The 15,757-nt window shown below is 65.7% G+C and carries 17 protein-coding genes and 1 tRNA gene; 7 read left to right on the forward strand and 11 right to left on the reverse strand.

The features are described 5' to 3' along the window. Nucleotides 1-78 precede the first annotated feature (78 nt). Nucleotides 79-582, forward strand: coding sequence for an Lrp/AsnC family transcriptional regulator (locus ARTH_RS14470; RefSeq protein ID WP_011692689.1), 504 nt, complete (start codon nt 79-81; stop codon nt 580-582). 55 nt (nt 583-637) lie between these two features. Here the strand turns inward: ARTH_RS14470 and ARTH_RS14475 are convergent, their stop codons facing one another. The 3 genes from ARTH_RS14475 to ARTH_RS14485 form a co-directional block, all read right to left on the reverse strand. Next, nucleotides 638-877 carry a hypothetical protein gene (locus ARTH_RS14475; RefSeq protein ID WP_011692690.1) on the reverse strand — a complete coding sequence of 80 codons (240 nt, stop codon included), beginning with the start codon at nt 875-877 and terminating at the stop codon, nt 638-640. Beyond that, nucleotides 874-1,614, reverse strand: coding sequence for an ArsR/SmtB family transcription factor (locus ARTH_RS14480; protein ID WP_156810677.1), 741 nt, complete (start codon nt 1,612-1,614; stop codon nt 874-876). Before ARTH_RS14480 ends, ARTH_RS14475 begins: the two co-directional genes overlap by 4 nt. A 99-nt stretch (nt 1,615-1,713) precedes the next feature. Further along, nucleotides 1,714-2,955: an MFS transporter gene (locus ARTH_RS14485; RefSeq protein WP_011692692.1), complete on the reverse strand. Its 1,242-nt coding sequence runs from the start codon at nt 2,953-2,955 to the stop codon at nt 1,714-1,716. 160 nt (nt 2,956-3,115) lie between these two features. Here ARTH_RS14485 and ARTH_RS14490 point away from each other — a divergent pair, with 160 nt between their 5' ends. The 3 genes from ARTH_RS14490 to zapE are packed head-to-tail and all read left to right on the forward strand — an operon-like array spanning nt 3,116 to nt 5,124. Further along, nucleotides 3,116-3,628, forward strand: coding sequence for an Lrp/AsnC family transcriptional regulator (locus ARTH_RS14490; RefSeq protein ID WP_011692693.1), 513 nt, complete (start codon nt 3,116-3,118; stop codon nt 3,626-3,628). 15 nt (nt 3,629-3,643) lie between these two features. Continuing rightward, nucleotides 3,644-4,639, forward strand: a complete 996-nt coding sequence (gene corA / locus ARTH_RS14495) for a magnesium/cobalt transporter CorA (RefSeq protein WP_011692694.1) — start codon at nt 3,644-3,646, stop codon at nt 4,637-4,639. A gap of 11 nt (nt 4,640-4,650) precedes the next feature. Continuing rightward, nucleotides 4,651-5,124 carry an AFG1/ZapE family ATPase gene (gene zapE / locus ARTH_RS14500; RefSeq protein WP_011692695.1) on the forward strand — a complete coding sequence of 158 codons (474 nt, stop codon included), beginning with the start codon at nt 4,651-4,653 and terminating at the stop codon, nt 5,122-5,124. Here the strand turns inward: zapE and ARTH_RS14505 are convergent. Continuing rightward, a complete protein-coding gene (locus tag ARTH_RS14505) occupies nt 5,121-7,799 on the reverse strand; it encodes a PEP/pyruvate-binding domain-containing protein (RefSeq protein ID WP_011692696.1) in 2,679 nt (892 codons plus the stop codon). The genes zapE and ARTH_RS14505 overlap by 4 nt on opposite strands. A gap of 157 nt (nt 7,800-7,956) precedes the next feature. Between ARTH_RS14505 and ARTH_RS14510 the strand changes: the two genes are divergently transcribed. Next, nucleotides 7,957-8,307: a hypothetical protein gene (locus ARTH_RS14510; RefSeq protein ID WP_043429931.1), complete on the forward strand. Its 351-nt coding sequence runs from the start codon at nt 7,957-7,959 to the stop codon at nt 8,305-8,307. Here ARTH_RS14510 and ARTH_RS14515 read toward each other — a convergent pair. The 7 genes from ARTH_RS14515 to galU all read right to left on the reverse strand — a co-directional run bounded on the left by ARTH_RS14515 (nt 8,288) and on the right by galU (nt 14,622). Next, nucleotides 8,288-9,043, reverse strand: coding sequence for a S1 family peptidase (locus tag ARTH_RS14515; RefSeq protein WP_043429933.1), 756 nt, complete (start codon nt 9,041-9,043; stop codon nt 8,288-8,290). The genes ARTH_RS14510 and ARTH_RS14515 overlap by 20 nt on opposite strands. Before the next feature lie 295 nt (nt 9,044-9,338). Continuing rightward, nucleotides 9,339-10,931 (reverse strand): ABC-F family ATP-binding cassette domain-containing protein, encoded by a 1,593-nt coding sequence (locus tag ARTH_RS14520; protein WP_011692699.1) that lies wholly within the window; start codon nt 10,929-10,931, stop codon nt 9,339-9,341. Nucleotides 10,932-11,036: 105 nt separating this feature from the next. Next, a tRNA-Ala gene (locus ARTH_RS14525) sits at nt 11,037-11,109 on the reverse strand. A 58-nt stretch (nt 11,110-11,167) separates the two neighbouring features. Further along, nucleotides 11,168-11,968, reverse strand: coding sequence for an SDR family oxidoreductase (locus ARTH_RS14530; protein ID WP_011692700.1), 801 nt, complete (start codon nt 11,966-11,968; stop codon nt 11,168-11,170). A gap of 18 nt (nt 11,969-11,986) precedes the next feature. After that, nucleotides 11,987-12,751, reverse strand: coding sequence for a hypothetical protein (locus ARTH_RS14535; protein WP_011692701.1), 765 nt, complete (start codon nt 12,749-12,751; stop codon nt 11,987-11,989). Between the two features lie 341 nt (nt 12,752-13,092). Beyond that, the gene (locus ARTH_RS14540; RefSeq protein ID WP_011692702.1) at nt 13,093-13,710 is read right to left on the reverse strand and encodes a GNAT family N-acetyltransferase; all 618 of its coding nucleotides are present in this window, start codon (nt 13,708-13,710) and stop codon (nt 13,093-13,095) included. Between the two features lie 6 nt (nt 13,711-13,716). After that, nucleotides 13,717-14,622: a UTP--glucose-1-phosphate uridylyltransferase GalU gene (galU, locus tag ARTH_RS14545; RefSeq protein ID WP_011692703.1), complete on the reverse strand. Its 906-nt coding sequence runs from the start codon at nt 14,620-14,622 to the stop codon at nt 13,717-13,719. Nucleotides 14,623-14,732: 110 nt separating this feature from the next. On the opposite strand from galU, the gene ARTH_RS14550 reads away from it, so the two are divergent. Beyond that, complete coding sequence (locus tag ARTH_RS14550; RefSeq protein ID WP_011692704.1) at nt 14,733-15,329, forward strand: 5-formyltetrahydrofolate cyclo-ligase; 597 nt, start codon at nt 14,733-14,735, stop codon at nt 15,327-15,329. Nucleotides 15,330-15,466: 137 nt separating this feature from the next. Next, a complete protein-coding gene (locus tag ARTH_RS14555) occupies nt 15,467-15,712 on the forward strand; it encodes an FmdB family zinc ribbon protein (RefSeq protein WP_011692705.1) in 246 nt (81 codons plus the stop codon). Nucleotides 15,713-15,757 lie beyond the last annotated feature (45 nt).

The following is a 15,757-nucleotide window of genomic DNA, read 5'->3' on the forward strand; positions in this document are numbered from 1 at the left end:
GGAGTTTCATAGGGCTTACGAATGGAACTGCCGGAAACTGGAGTTTATGATGAACGCATAACAATATGAGGAGGCGCTGTGAGTAGCGGTGCGAAGAATATTCGGCTGGGCACGGGAACCGAACCGCTGGACGCCATCGACGAGCGGTTGCTGGCGGCCCTCGTGGACGACGCCCGGATCTCAAACAAGCAGCTGGCCGAGCTCGTGGGCATTGCCCCGTCCACGGCCCTCATGCGCACGCGCGCACTGTCCGAACGCGGCATCATCCAGGGCTTCGAAGCGAAACTGAGCCTGTCCGCCATCGGACGGTCCGTCCAGGCACTCATCGCCGTCCGGCTCCGCGCCCACGACCGTGAACAAATCGACCGGTTCACGTCACGGGTGCCCCGGCTCCCGGCCGTACTGTCCACCTTCCACACGTCCGGGTCAGTGGACTACCTGCTGCACATTGCCGTGGCCACTACCGAGGACCTTCGCGACTGGGTCCTGGACAACCTGGCGACCGATCCCGTTGTGGGCCACACCGAAACCACATTGGTGTTCGAACACATCCCCGGCAACCACGGGCCGCTGCCCGACTGAACGCGTCGAGCGGGCAGTCCGGCCGGGTCTCATGGTCCGGCGGCGGGACTCGCCGCTAGCGCCAGATGTAGAGCCCCGAGTGCGCGGCGCCCATGACGTCGCTGCGAAGGACATCCAGCTGCTCCCGGCGGAGCGTGGCAGCGCGTTCACGTTCGGCCCAGTCGGAGAGAATGACCCGCCGGCGTTCAGCCCAGCGGACCAGCGCCGTACCCAATCCTGCCGCAGCCGACTCGGCGAAGGTGGGCCTGCGGTACAGGCTGCAGGCAGCTGATCCGGTGGCGGATACTGTGCTCATGGCACTTTCCTTTCAGGACTTTCCGGTTGTGTGTTCTGAGGTTCAGGGTTCCGCGACGTGCGGGCCCGGCCTCCCGCTGATGCGGGAACGCCGAGGATGGGAAAGGCGTTCAGGTGGATCTGGACCGGGCGGGCGCCTTCCTGCTCGCCTTCATTCCTGATGTCCTCCAGCAGGCGGTGGCCGTAGGTTTCCAGGGCGGTGGTGTACCTCGCCAACTGGTCCGCCGTGAGCCGCGCATTCGCAGTGCTGATCAGGGCCGCGTGGAGCCATGCGGCATCAAGGCTGTCGCTGCCGTGTGCCATGAAGTCCGCCAGGACTGCCTGCCTGCTGTGTTCAAACTCGCGGGTGACCAGCCGGGAGGCTTCCTCCGTGGCCGGAGATGTTGCCAGTTCCGGGGAGGTGATCTGGATGGCTCCGCGCGGGCGTTCCCACCAGCGCTCCCGGGCGGTGCCCTTGCCCTCAACCTCCCGGACGAAGTCATGCTTTGCCAGCTGCCGAAGGTGATAGCTGGTGGATCCGCTGGATTCGTTAAGCAGTTCGCCCAAGCTGCAGGCCGTTTGCGCCCCGTAGCGGGAGAGCATCTCGAGGATCTGCACACGCAGCGGGTGCGCAAGCGCCTTCAGTGACGCGGTATCGACCCGGCGAACCGGAAATGGCGCATCCTGCTTAGCCTGGGGGGCCGGGGCCACTGAACCCCCAGGGGGCCGGGTTGGTGCGGTGTCCGGTGAACTGTCCATGCATCAAAAATACGCTTGCAAAGAAACCTTTGCAAGCGTTTCTTTGCAATGATTTGTTTGCAATAGTTTCTTTGCATGCCGACGTCGCGTCGGGGCCGCTCAGTCCGGCTGGCGGAAGGCAGCGGCCAGCGTCACGGCGGCCAGAACAAACGCCAGGAGGGCGCAGAGCGCCACGAATCCGGCCACTGCCGCCTGCAGCCCGAACACCGCCGTCGCAATTCCCAGGCCGATCACCGGTAGTGCGCTGCCAAGGTAGGTGATCACGTAGACGGTGCTGATGATCTGCGCATGCCGCGACGCTTCGACTTTTCCGGCCACATCGTTGAACACGGTCCGGAAGGACACTCCCTGACCGACACCTGCGGCCAGGCTCGCAGCGATGAGCAGCCACGGGCTCCTCCAGGCGGCGGCAGCGGCAATCAGGAGCACCGATACAGCCAGCACGGCCAGGCCGGCAGGCACCACAAACCTCCCGCGGACGGCCAGCAACTGGCTGAGGGCCGAAGCTCCTAGCGTCAATCCGGCGAGCACTCCGATGAGGGGGCGGGAATCGGCACCGACGATCTGGGCAAAGTAGCCGGGGGCCAGGGAAAGGCAGAAACCGAAGACGGTGAAGCTCAGGAACCCGACGGCGGACGCCAGCCAGAAGGCGCCCCTGGCTTCACTCGAGATGGAGGGACGGCGGGGGGCCAGGACCTTCAGGGGCTGCGGGCCGGCGACGGAGGTGATGGCCGGACGCGCCTTGAGCAGGTAGAGGGGAACCAGCATGGCGATGAGAACCACTGAGTGAACGTAGTACGGCGTGGAGGTTGCGCCCGGCAGGAGGGAAAGGATTCCGCCGATGGCCGGACCGGCGGCGACTCCCCCGGCGGACGCCAGCAGGGTGAAGCGCGAGGCCCAGTCGGGACGGGCGGGCAGCAGTTCGCGCAGGGCAGCGGAGCTGGCTCCGGTGGCCAGGGCCACCGCGATGCCTTGAAGGGCGCGCCCGGCGGACAGCATCGCCAGGCTGTCCGCGTTGGCAAAGATCATCCCGCCGATTAGGCCCACGACGACGGCGAGGAGCAGCGCCGCCCGGCGGCCGATGTGATCGGACCAGTGTCCGGCCAGCATGAGCGTGGACACCAGCGCCAGGACATAGGCGGAAAACGCCACAGTGATTCCGAATGGCCCGATGCCCAGGTTCGCCTGGAGCAGCGGGTACAGCGGGGTTGCCAGGTTCGCACCGACAAGGAGCGTGAAAATCACCACGCCGGCCATTACCAGCCGTGCCGTGGTGGAAGCGTCCCATGCCCAGCCGCCGGCGGTAGCCGGACGCATGCGGAGTTCACTGAAGACAGTCATGTGCGTGCCTTTGCCTGCAGAGCCGGCCCGCTTCCGTTCCTTGTGGGAACGCGGCGGGCCAAGCGAAAGAATTTGGTATTAACAGAATGGGGCACTTCTGACCTCAAGGACCAAGTTTCGTGCCAAAATTGAGCAAAACAGTCAATGCTGCCATGCAAATATGAACCGGAGTGACGATTTGAACAGCCTGGACAACACGGACCTCAAAATCCTGCTGGAACTGATCCGGGATCCCCGGGTCCAGATCGGTGAACTCAGCGACGCGCTCGGCATCGCCCGCAACACCGCGCAGTCACGGATCCGCCGGATGCTCCGGTCAGGCCTGCTGCACGACGGCGGACGGGAAATTGACCTCGAGGCGGTGGGGTACGACGTCGTCGCTTTCGTGACGATCGAGGTCAGCCACCGGGAGCTTGACGGTGTGGTGGGCGCCTTGCGCCTCATCCCGCAGGTCCTGGAGGTCCACGAGATCTCCGGGCGTGGCGACGTCTGGTGCCGGGTGGTGGCAACCGATACCCACAACCTGCAGGCCGCCCTGCGATCAATCCTCAGGATCAAGGGCGTCATCCGGACGGAGACTGTCCTCGCGCTGCACACGCACATCCCCTACCGCACCGAGCCGCTCATCAGCCGGCTAGCCCAAAGCGGGGCGCCGACGGCAACACGCCAGTGACTGGGATAATGGCGCGTGACCATTATCGACAACGCCGTGTACGTGAACGGCCGCCGGACCGCCGAACCGCACAATCTTGAGCAGACCTTTGAGACCCTCGCGGACCACGGCGGCATGGCCTGGATCGGGCTGTACCGGCCAACCGAGGCTGAAATGTCGGCAGTGGCCCGGGAGTTCGGACTCCACCTCCTGGCGGTGGAGGACGCCATCTCGGCCCACCAGCGGCCCAAGCTGGAACGCTATGACGACGTCCTCTTCACCGTGCTGCGACCGGCCCGGTACCTGGACGAAACGGAAACGGTGGAGTTCGGCGAACTGCACGTCTTCACCGGCACGAACTTCGTGGTCACTGTCCGGCACGCGGAGACAGCCGGCGTGGCGCAGGTACGTCAACGGCTGGAAGGCCGCCCCGAACTCCTGCGCCACGGCCCCGAAGCCGTGCTCTATGCCCTGATGGACCAGGTGGTGGACGACTATGTGCCGGTTGTTGCCGGCCTCGAAAACGACATCGATGAAATCGAGGACCAGCTATTCAGCGGGGATTCCGCGGTCTCGCGCCGGATTTATGAGCTGGCCCGCGAAGTGATCCAGTTCCAGCGCGCCATCCATCCGCTGCCTGGAATGATGCAGCTGCTCAAGCGCGGCTTCGACAAATACGATGTGGATACTGACCTGCAACACCACCTCCGTGACGTCGAAGACCATGTGGAGCGGCTGATCTCCCGCGCCGACTCTTTCCGCGACATCCTCCAGAATGCGCTCACCCTCGACGGCACCCTCACCGCCAACCGGCAGAACGAGGCGAGCGCCGAGCAGAACGAGCAGGTCAAGAAGATCTCCTCCTGGGCGGCCATCTTCTTCGCCCCGTCCTTCGTAGCCGGGGTCTACGGCATGAATTTCGACCACATGCCCGAACTGCACTGGGCTTTCGGCTATCCGCTGGCGATTGCCATGATGGCCGCGACGGCAGCACTGATGTACACCATCTTCAAGCGGAAGGGCTGGCTCTAGGAGCCGCCGGCATGGCTGCTTCCCTGCCCGGCGGTCCGCAGCGGCCCCTCCGGCCGGGCCGGATCATCACCCCCGGCACCGCCCGGCAGCTTGGTACGTTCGGATTGTTCGCCCCGGCCCCCGGCCAGCGACGGACCGTGGACGTGGCCGGAAGGCCGTTGGAGGTCAAAAGCGCCGAAGGAGACCTTTTGTGGGTAGGTTTCCGCGAACTCACCGGCGCAGCAGCGCCCGCCCGGGACTTCGCCTCCCTGGCCGGCCGGTACAGGGAGTGGGTGGTGGACGGGCTCCCGTCCCGGTCCGGTGCCACCGGTTATCCGGAGTGGCAGCAGTTCCTGGACGTCGTGGACCTGCTGTTTGCCGCGGACGTCACCTTGTTCGTCATCGGTCCGGCGCTGCCGGAGTTCGGTCGGGAGAGCCCGTTATCCCGATTGCTCCGTGTTGAATCCGACGAAGAGCTTCCGGCGGAGCACAGGTCCGGAAGCTAGTCCCGCCCTGACTGGAGAATGGTTACAGTGCCGGCGGCGCCGTCGACCTCTACCCGCTGCCCGCTCACGATCCGGCGCGTCGCCACGCCGGTGCCCAGCACGGCGGGGATGCCGTATTCCCTGGCCACAATGGAGCCGTGGCTCAGCGGGCCGCCAACATCAGTGACCACGGCCGACGCCATGGCGAACAGCGGTGTCCACGCGGGAGTGGTGATGCGGGCCACCAGCACTTCCCCCGGCTGCATCCGGTAGAAGTCCTCGGGACCGGACAGCACCCGGGCCGGCGCGCTGACCCGTCCCTGGCTGGCGCCCACTCCCTTGATCGTGTTCCCCTGCTGGTCCTGGGACCCCTCCGGCATCATTCCGGCGAGCGCCCGCTGGAGCCACCGGATCTCCGGCAGCATCTGCGGGGCGGTGGCGTTGCGCTGGCCCCGCCAGCGCAACTGTCGCTCAGCGACTGCCTCCGCCAGGACCGGCCGGCCGGCACCTGTAATTGCCGCCGGACCGTTCGGGGCCGCAAGGCCGAATTCGACGGCGCTGCTGATTTCCTGGTGTCGAAGCCAGAACACATCGCTGGAGTCCGCGATGAGTCCGGCCGCGAGCAGCCGCTCGCCCAGTTCTCGCAGCATCCGCCGCATGAGGGGCCACCCGAGCCCGACGTCGGCGAGCGCGTCTTCGCGGATCGGCGCCGGGTCCTGCGCCCACCGGAGCAGACGCGTAAAGGCCGCCCTGCGGGCCGGGTGCAGCCGGGCCAGTACCTTGGCGGTGGCGTCCTCACGGCGGGCGGCAGCAAGCTCCTGCCGCCGGTGCGGGTCGTTGCCCTGCCCGCGCAGGTAGAACTTCAGCGTGTCCAGCAGCGGGGACGGGTCGTCTGCCGGCACGGGATTAATGAAGTCCAGGTTGTATACGGTGTGGCCGAAGCGGTCCAGGTGGAGCTGGAACCGGTGTTCCCACTGCTGCCACAAGCTTTGATCCATCCCGTTCGGAAGCGTCCCTGACAGCTGGGCCCGGGCCAGCGATTCTGTCGGCGTCGCCAGGATGGCCTCGGCGAGTCCCGGGATTCCGCGGGACCACCCGGCCAGGTCGAAGAGGGATTTTTCCGCCCGGATCGGTTCGCTTTCATAGCCGAGCAGGAACGTGGCAGCCGGCGGGTCGCCGTCCTGCCGGACAAACTTGTCATAGAACTTCTGGAAGGCGAGTTCGCTCGACGTCGCGACCGGAATGATCGACTGGACGGCGGTGTAGTACACCGTGCCGGCATCGAGCAGGGCAGACACCCCCTCCAGAAGCTCCTCTCCGGTCAGGTCTGCCACCGGCTTCGCCGACCAGGATTCCACCACGTGCACATAGCGCGGATGCGAATAGTCCCGCCAGCCCTTGACCCCCATGTGCGCTTCGCCCCGGATGAGGGCGCGGACAGCGGCGGGCGTCTTTCCCATCAGCCGCCACAACGCGGCCGTGCGGTAGTAGTAATAGGCGTATCCGTTGATGGCAGGCAGCCCGAGATCGCCGTCCCGGAGGCTGCTTTTACCGAACGCCTGGTCCATCAGGGCGTTCAGGGACCGCGACACCGAACCGTCAATGAGGTCGGCAAACAAGGGTGAAAGCGGATCGGGAAGTTGCTCCACGATGCTGGCCCGGAAGTACATCCCCTTGGGGTACGGCACGCTCCAGTCGCGCGGGGTTTCCCCCGCGGGCTCGGGCAATGCAGTGATGGGTCGTGACTGCAGGATGAAGAATTCGCCGCCGGCCCGTGCCCACTCGATGTCCTGCGGGGAGCCAAAGTGCCGGGCGATGCGGGTTCCGTAGCCGGCCAGCGTTGCCGCCGCAGCGTCGTCCAGCACGGGTTGATGCCTGCGGGATTCGGGGACGGGTTCCTCGCGCGTGCCTCGGTCAGCGTAGGCCGTCATGACCGCTTTGTCGGCTGTCCGGCGGGAAACCACCTTACCGGTGGCAGCCTCGACCACGACGTCGTCGGTGGAGACAGCTCCGCTGACCACGGATTCGCCAAGCCCCCATGCGGCAGCGAGGACAATCTGGTCGCGGCGGCCGGAGGCCGGGTTGGCGGTGAACATAACTCCGGCGGCGTCCGCGGCCACCATGTGCTGGACCACCACTGCCAGCCGGACCTGGTCCGGGCGGATGCCCTCCCGGGCACGGTAGGCCATCGCCCGGGAGGTCCAGAGGGAGCCCCAGCAGTTGATGACCGCATCCAGGAGGGCCTCGGCGCCACGGACGTTGAGGTAGGTGTCCTGCTGGCCCGCGAAGCTGGCCGAGGCAAGGTCTTCGGCGGTGGCGGAGGAACGCACCGCCACCGCTGTCTCCGTGCCTGGACCAGGACCGGTGCCCGCGACTGAGCCCAGCCGGCGGTATGCATCCCGAGTTTCGGCGGCTACCGCCTCCGGCATTGTGCCAGCAGCAAAGAGTGCGCGGATCTGCCCGGAAGCTTCCTCGTAGTCGCGGGACGTGGCGGCCGCCGGCAAGGCGGCGTACTCCTGGATGCGCCCGGCCAGCTGGTTGTCCCGGACGAACAGCTCGTAGGCACCGGTGTTGATCAGGAATCCCGGGGGTACCGGCGCGCCCGCCCGAACGAGTTCGCCCAGCCCGGCACCCTTGCCGCCCGCCGTCGCGACGTCCTCCCGGCCGACCTCGCTGAAATCATTGATGTAAACCATGACCGCGGTGCCTCCTATCCGGCCGGGCCTTCCCGGCAGCCCCTGATTCACAACATACTGGCACGCGCGCCGGCATCAGGCCACGCCGGGCTTTTCCAGTGCCGGACCTGTCCTAAGACCCTTCCGCCACCACGCCCGGGTCCCTAGTGTGGGTCCCATGGCTGACGCATTTTCCTCCCTCGTGGAGACGTTCAGGAACGTGGGTGTGGCGCGGGCTTACGGCGCCCCGGTGCAGATCGGGGGCGAGGAATTGATTCCCGTGGCGCTGGTCTCCTTCGGCTTCGGCGGCGGGGGTGACTCCGGTCCGGAGGGCGCAAACGCGTCCGCGGAAGGCGGCGGGGGCGGGGGCTTCGTGCTTCCGCTCGGCGCCTACCTGACGAACGGGCAGGGCCGGGTGGTGTTCCGCGCCAATACGCTGGCGGTTCTGGTGGGGCTGGTCCCGGTGGTGTGCGCCGTGGGAATGTCCGTTCGCGGCGTGCTCAAGGCGGTCACCGCAAGCCGGCGGTAGCCCTGATCCACTCCAGTTCGTAGGGAACGGAAGCCGACAGGTTCAGGTAGGTGGGGGCCGGCGGCAGCTCTATCGCATTCGTCACCCCGATCAGCTTCTGGTCGCCGTGGTCTGACCAGATGACGGGGCCGCCGCTGTCGCCGCGGTTCGCTGACGTGTGCGGCGAATACGTGCAGAACTGCCAGGGTCCGGCGATATCCGGGCACGCCTCAGCAGGGACTGCTGTGAGGGTGGTTTCAACCAGCCGGGGCGCGGGATCGCACTGTACCGCGAGGTTGAACGGGTCGCCTGTACAGCCATAACCGGCCACGGTGACCTCTGCCCCGACGGGAGCCGGCTTGGACGCCAACTCGATGGTGGGCTCGGACACGGCCGACTCGAGGAAGAGCAAGGCTATATCGTCCTTGATCCTGGCGGGGTCGTAGTGCGGCATGGGAACGGCTGTCGCCACCCCGATGGTGTACTCGGAGCGTTTCTGGCCATAGTGGAATGTCACGGCGATGGCGGACGGGCTGCGTCCGTTGTTGCGGATGCAGTGCGCCGCCGTGACCACGGTGTCTTCCGCGATCAAAGATCCGGTGCAGGAAGCAATTCCTTCCGGGTAGGCCAGTTCCAACCTGACGGCCCACGCGTACTCGTCGGAGTCCGCCCTGCTCCCGTTATAGACGGCCAGCGCCGGAGCGGCTGAGGATGCCGCAAGGACTGCCGCGAAGAGCGCCGACAGCAGCGGCGACATTAATCGCCGGCGCCGGCGCCCGAAGCGTGAGGAGATTCCTTCTCCGGTGCGGGCCGTGGTCTGCGGGGGGATTCTTTTGCGCATGAGGGTGCTCCTCATCATTGCCTGAAGATATATCGCGGATGTGGTGGAGGAACCATGACGTACCGGGTTCCCGGGGATCACACATCTGCCCCCAGTCGCAGCACCATAACTCTGCTCCTCCGCGCGTGCGGCCGTCAAGGCATGTTGCATGCAGGCGGGCAGGTCCCGGGCAGCGGCAGGGCGCCGGCGGCCAGCAGCCAGGCGGCGGCGGTCAGGCGGCGCGTACCTCGACCTCACCGGGCAGGGCCGCATCGGCACCGAAGACCAGGTATCGGTTAGCGATCTTCTCACTGAAGAACCTGTCGTGGCTGACCACTACCACGGCGCCAGGGAAGTGCATAAGCGCCCGTTCCATGACCTGCGTGCTGGACAAGTCAAGGTGGTTGGTGGGCTCGTCCAGCAACAGGACCGACGCGCCGGACAGCAGGCACTGTGCCATGGCCACGCGCGCTTTTTGGCCGCCGGAGAGGTTTCCGATTTTCTGTTTGAGGTCCGCTTCGGAGAACTGGAACATCGCCAGGAACCTGTTGACTGACTTCCGGGTGGCGCTAAAGGCCAGGCTGTCCGGCAGCGCGTTGACTGCATGCGAAACAGTGTCGGCGTCGTCGAGCTCCTCAAGCATCCGGTTGTACGACACGAAGCCGGGCCCCTTGGCCCAGGAGACGACGCCGGCGTCTGCTTCCTCTTCCCCGGTCAACACCTTCAAAAGCGTGGACTTGCCGCTGCCGTTGGCTCCCAGGACCACGATCCGGTTGCCGCGCCTGATCTCGAAGCCAAGTCCGGTGAAGAGCGCCTTGTCCCCGTACGACTTGCCCAGTCCCTCGACGCGGCAGAGGACGTCCTTGACGTGCAGGCCGCCGTAGATCTCGGTGACGATCTGGTCCACCGGACGGGGTGTGCGGGACTTCTTGATTTTGGCCAGCTGGTTTCCCAGACCGCGGCTTGCGGCCTTGGCGGCTTCACGGCGGTCGGCGATCCCTTCAGCCTCAAACGCCAGCAGTTCGGATTCGTGCACAAACTGCTGCTCGAGGGACTTGAGGCGGAACTGCTTTTGCACGATGTATTCGCCAAAGTTTCCTGGGTACTCGTGCAGGTGGAAGTTCTCCACTTCAATGATTCTGGTGACGACGGCGTCGAGGAACTTCCGGTCGTGCGAGACGATGATCGCGGCGCCCTTGAAGTCACGGAACCAGCTCTCGAGCCATTCAACGCCGGCAACGTCCAGGAAGTTGGTGGGCTCGTCCAGGAGCAACACGTCCGGGTCTTCCAGGAGGATCTTTGCCAGCGCGGCCCGGTTGCGCCAGCCGCCGGACAGTTCGTCGATGGCGCACACGCGGTGGGCGTCGCTGAAACCCAGCGTTGTCAGGACCTTGTCGATCCGCCGGGGGTAGTCCCAGCCGTCGAGGCGGTCCATGTCCTCGAACAGTTCGGCCTGGCGGGCGATCAACCGGTCAAGTTCTGCACCCGCAGGGTCCCCGGCGATCGCGGTGTCGATGGACGCCAGTTCTGCTTCGACGGCCTTGATCTCCGAGAACAGCCCGTCGAGGACGTCCGTAATGGTTGATGCCCCGTTGAGTTCGGAGAACTGGGAAAAGTAGCCGATCCGTGTTCCCGGCTCCACTGTGACCGTCCCGGACTCCGGGGTAATCCGGTCAAGGATCAGCTGGAGCATGGTGGTCTTGCCGGAACCGTTCTTCCCGATGAGGCCCACCCTGTCGCGCGGTTCAAGACGGAAGAAGGCCTCACGCAGTATCTGGGTGTTGTCGAATCGCACGCTGACATCTTGCAGCCGGACAAGGCTCATTGCTGCTGTCCTCTCGAGGGGTGGTTCACGGGTGCGCAGTGCCGGGCCGGCAATGGGAAAGCTCCCCCACCCGGCGCTGGCGCCGGATGAGGGAGCTTGTTCTTGTGGAGCTAAGGGGATTCGAACCCCTGACCTCTTCGATGCGAACGAAGCGCTCTACCAACTGAGCTATAGCCCCCAGGCTGCTGCCATTCCTTCGGAAGAATTCCTGGAACAGGCAAACCGGTGTCCCTAGGCTACAAACTATCGGCGCGCTTCGCCAGCCAGCTTCCGAATGTCTCACTTCCGTACCGGTGTTCCGGGACCAGGTTCCCGCCTTCCCGCAGGTATTTGCCGACGGCTCCGGGCAAGGGCAACCGGACCAGGCGCGCACGGGATCCGCTAAGGCGCTTCCAGGTTTCGGCCAGTTCCGCCATTCCGTTGACTTCCGGCCCGCCTACAGTCCGGAGTCGGTGCAGCTCCTGCGAGGGCTCTTCGAAGGCTGCTTCGAGCAGTGCCGAGGCAGCCTCGCCCGGCGCGATGGTCTGAAACCGCGCGCCCTTGATCACCGGGACGAGTCCCACCTTCGCACCGGCTGCGAACAGCTGTACCAGAAGGCTGTGAAACTGGGTGGCGCGCACCGTGACGGTCTCCAGGGCCGACGCCGCATAGCGGCCTTCCTTAGCCGCCTTCGACCGGTAAAAGCGCAGGGGCACCTGGTCGCAGTTGATGATGGACAGCAGGACAGCCTTGCGTACACCCGCGGCGTGCGCGGCGCTGAGAAGGCGGGCACCGCCGTCGGCAAAGTCTCTGAGGGCCCTTCCAGATCTGCCCTCCAGGCAGTCAATCACGACGGCGGCACCGGCCAGGGCGGCGACCAGCCCTTCACCCGTGGTGACGTCCGCGCGGTAGTACTCCGCGCCGTCGTCCGCCCCTTCGGCACCGGGGGCGGGCGGGTTGCGGCTGACAACGGAAACTTCGTGGCCCAATTGCAGGGCCTGGCGGACAACCTCACGGCCAACCTGGCCGGTTCCGCCGGCAACACAGATGCGGGTCATGCTCCAGAGGCTACAGGCTCAGGCCCGGCGGCGCTGCAATACGTCGTCCAGGTTGCTCAAGGCACTCTGTGCCTTGGTCAGGGGCTTGGGGGCGGCACCGCCGGCTGCCGGCGCCGCTGCCGGACCTTGCTTGAGGGACGGCTTGCCTACAGCTTTCGGAGCTTCGGGCAGGTCAAGCGGATCAGGAGCGGCACGTTCCGCCTTGGCAGCTTCCACATAGGTCGGTTTGGGCACGTCGACGGGTTCCCAGCTGGAGTCCGCGCCAGCGGCTGAGCCTGGGGCGGTGGCGGTGCGGAGCGCAGTGTCTCCGGAGGCTTTTGCCTCTGCGAGGGCCGCTTCACGCAGCTCCTGGGCCGTCAACGGCTTTACCTGGGGTTTGTTTCCCGCTTCGGCGTCAAAGAGGGGTATATCCGGGGCATCCACGGCCGGTTCCCGGTTGGGACGCGGCACCGCAGCGCGCATCTGCCGGTCCGGTGCCGTCATGGCAGCACGGAATGCAGCGTTCATTTTGGCTCGCCGGTCACGCACTGCCAGCCGTCGCAGCAAAGCGACGGCCGCGACAGCTGCGAGGAATGAACCAACGGGCAACCAGGATGAGCCCATACCGAAAGCGCGGAAGAGGCCGGCCACCACCCCGGTGAGCAGGGCTGCCACTCCAACGAGTGCGATCGCGCACCGTCCGTATCGGATCCTCAGTGCACCCGGTCGCGCCGTCGCCGGCCCGGAGCCGACTGCGGTTGTCACGGACCCCTGGGCGGATCCGGTGGCCTGCTTGGTTACCATTGATTTCTCCTGCTGGGCGGCCATTTTCATGACGTTTCCGGCTTGGGGGTCTGCGGGTTCGGCAAAGTTTATTTCGGCCATCAGTTCGGCTGCGGGTTGAAGCTGATGACGGCGGTTCCTGAGTACATAAGGGGCCACCCACACAATCCAGAGCGCAACAGCGACAACAAGGATCACTGAGCTGCTAAGGGGGAAGTCCACAATCAAAACCGTATGAGCAATTGGCCGACAGCTCTGGCATTAGCTCCGGTGTGTCGCAGGGCAGGTGGCAAATCAATGGATTTATGACGGAAGACACACCATTGGAAACCCGGGGCGTGGCCGCGAAGCCCGGCCGCAGGTCAGGCCGGGCGGCTTCGCAGCCACCTGGCCAGCAGCCCTTCGGGAACTTCCTCGGACGTCAAGGCGAAAGACCGGTGGTCCGCCCATTCGCCGTTGATATGCAGGAACCGCGGCCGGTAGCCTTCGTCCCGGAATCCGAGTTTTTCCACCACCCGCAGGCTGGGCCCGTTTTCCGGCCTGATGTTGATCTCCATCCGGTGCAACCCGAGGGTGCCGAAGCAGTAATCAGTGGCCATGGCCACAGCCGTGGGTGCGATCCCCCTGCCGGCACAGGACTTGTCCACCCAGTATCCAAGCGTCGCCATCATCGCCGAGCCCCAGACGATGGATGACACTGTGAGCTGCCCAACGATGACGGGGTCGCGCCGTGCCGGCATGCGCTCCGTGATCACAAAGGGCAGTGCCGTGGCCTGAGCAGCCTGCGCGTTGAGGGACCTGACCATTTGCCGGTAGTCCGGCAGCGCCCCTCCCGGGGCCGGGTTCGAGGCCTCCCATGGTGCCAGCCATTCGGAATTGCGGGACCGGACGGCCATCCATTCCTTGCGGTCACGGTAACGGATGGGGCGCAGAACAATGTCGCCGCATTCCAGCGTCACCGGCCAGATGCTGCCCCGCATCGGACGTTACTTGGCCAGGGAGGAGGTGAATTCCGGCAGCCACTCCCGCAGCCCGGGGCCGAGGTCGTCGCTGTCGCAGGCCAGCTGGACGCAGGCCTTAAGGTAGCTGAGCTTGTCGCCGGTGTCGTAGCGGCGGCCGCGGAACACAACGCCGTAAACGCCATACCCTTCGCCCTCCCCTGCAGCAAGTTCCTGGAGGGCGTCCGTCAGCTGAATTTCCCCGCCCCTGCCCGGTTCGGTTCGTTCGAGGACATCGAAGACCGCGGGGTGGAGAACATAGCGGCCGATCACGGCCAGGTTGGACGGCGCCTCCGCGGCGTCCGGCTTTTCCACGAGCTTCCTGATCCGCACGAAGCCGTTCATGTCGGTCTCGTCGATGTCCGCGCAGCCATAGGCACTGATCTGGGAAGGCTCCACCTCGATGAGTGCCACCACGGAGCCACCGGTCTTGGCCTGCACTTCGATCATCTTGCTGAGCAGTTCGTCGCGCGCGTCGATGAGGTCATCGCCAAGCAGCACCGCAAAGGGCTCATGGCCGACGTGCTGCTTCGCGCGCAGCACGGCGTGGCCGAGGCCCATGGGGTCGCCCTGGCGAACGTAGTGGATGTCGCCGAGGTTGCTCGCGGCCTGGATCGCTTCGAGCTTGGCGGTGTCCCCCTTGGCTTCAAGGGTGGCCTCCAGCGAAGGGACCCGGTCGAAGTGGTCTTCGAGGGCGCGCTTGTTCCGGCCGGTGATCATCAGGATGTCGGTGAGGCCTACGTTAACGGCTTCTTCGACGACATACTGGATCGCGGGCTTGTCCACAACCGGCAGCATTTCCTTGGGCATGGCCTTGGTCGCCGGAAGGAACCGGGTGCCGAGGCCGGCAGCGGGAATGACAGCCTTGCGGACGGAGGTATTGGTGGTAGTCACTGGACTAATCTAACGTCAGGGACCAAACATTGGGTAATTGCCTGAACCGCCATGGCTGGCCCCGCACGGGGCCTCCGGTCACGGCCTCTTGACTTGGAAGGACGGCATCGATGCCATCGAAGGAAGAGATCCGCTCGGCCCACAGAAGCCAGCGTGCCACCTTCTCTCCCGCTGCCCTGGATGCTGCCGGCGCCGGCATCGCCCGGCACGGACTCCAGTGGGCCGCCATGGTTGCAGCCGGTGAGCGAAGTACCTTTGCGGTGTACTTGGGGGTGGGCTTCGAACCCCCGACCCTGCCCCTCATTACCGCGTTGCACGGCACCGGGCATCGCGTGCTGTTGCCGGTCTGCGGACCTGACCGGGCCCTCTCCTGGGTCTACTGGACTCCGGCAACCGAATTCGTCCGCAGCAGTTATGCACCCATCGAGGAGCCCGTGGGGGAACAGCACGGCAGTGAGGCGATGGACGGAGTTGCCGGGATCTTTGTCCCTGCCACGGCCGTCGACTTGTCGGGGAACAGGATCGGCCAGGGCGGGGGCTACTATGACAAGTTCCTCGCCGGACTGGAGGCTGCGGGCCGGCCCGTCCCTGCCGCCGCGGTGGTCTTCGACGGCGAAATCCTGCCCGCCGGCACCATCCCAGCAGAGTCCTTTGACCGTAAGGTCCCGGTTGCAGTCACCCCGTCACGCCTCATGCAGCTAATGTGAAGCCCGCCCGTTGCGGATGATAGAATTAGCACTCAGGCCCTGCGACTGCTAAAGGACGAAACCTGCCGAGACACCTCGGCGGTGATTTCCCCCAGGCAGCACGGGACCTGCTCGTTTGTCCCAGAGGAGGATTTCCAGTGCCCACGTATGCATATGCCTGCAAGGACTGCAGCCACGCCTTCGAGATCGTGCAGTCGTTCACCGACAGCTCCCTCACTTCCTGCCCTGAGTGCGAGGGGACCTTGCGCAAGAAGTTCAACAGCGTAGGCGTCGTCTTCAAGGGTTCGGGCTTCTACCGGACGGACTCCCGCGATGCCAAGGGCAGCAGTGTTTCACCTGCCCCGGCAGCCGCCCCGGCGCCTGCCACTGCCGCCGCCAACTGAAATAACGCCGGCGTTTCCGGTTCCAGTCAGGTTCCTCCAGCGAAG

Origin of the sequence: Arthrobacter sp. FB24, from assembly GCF_000196235.1 — a bacterium.
Classification (GTDB): Bacteria; Actinomycetota; Actinomycetes; order Actinomycetales; family Micrococcaceae; genus Arthrobacter.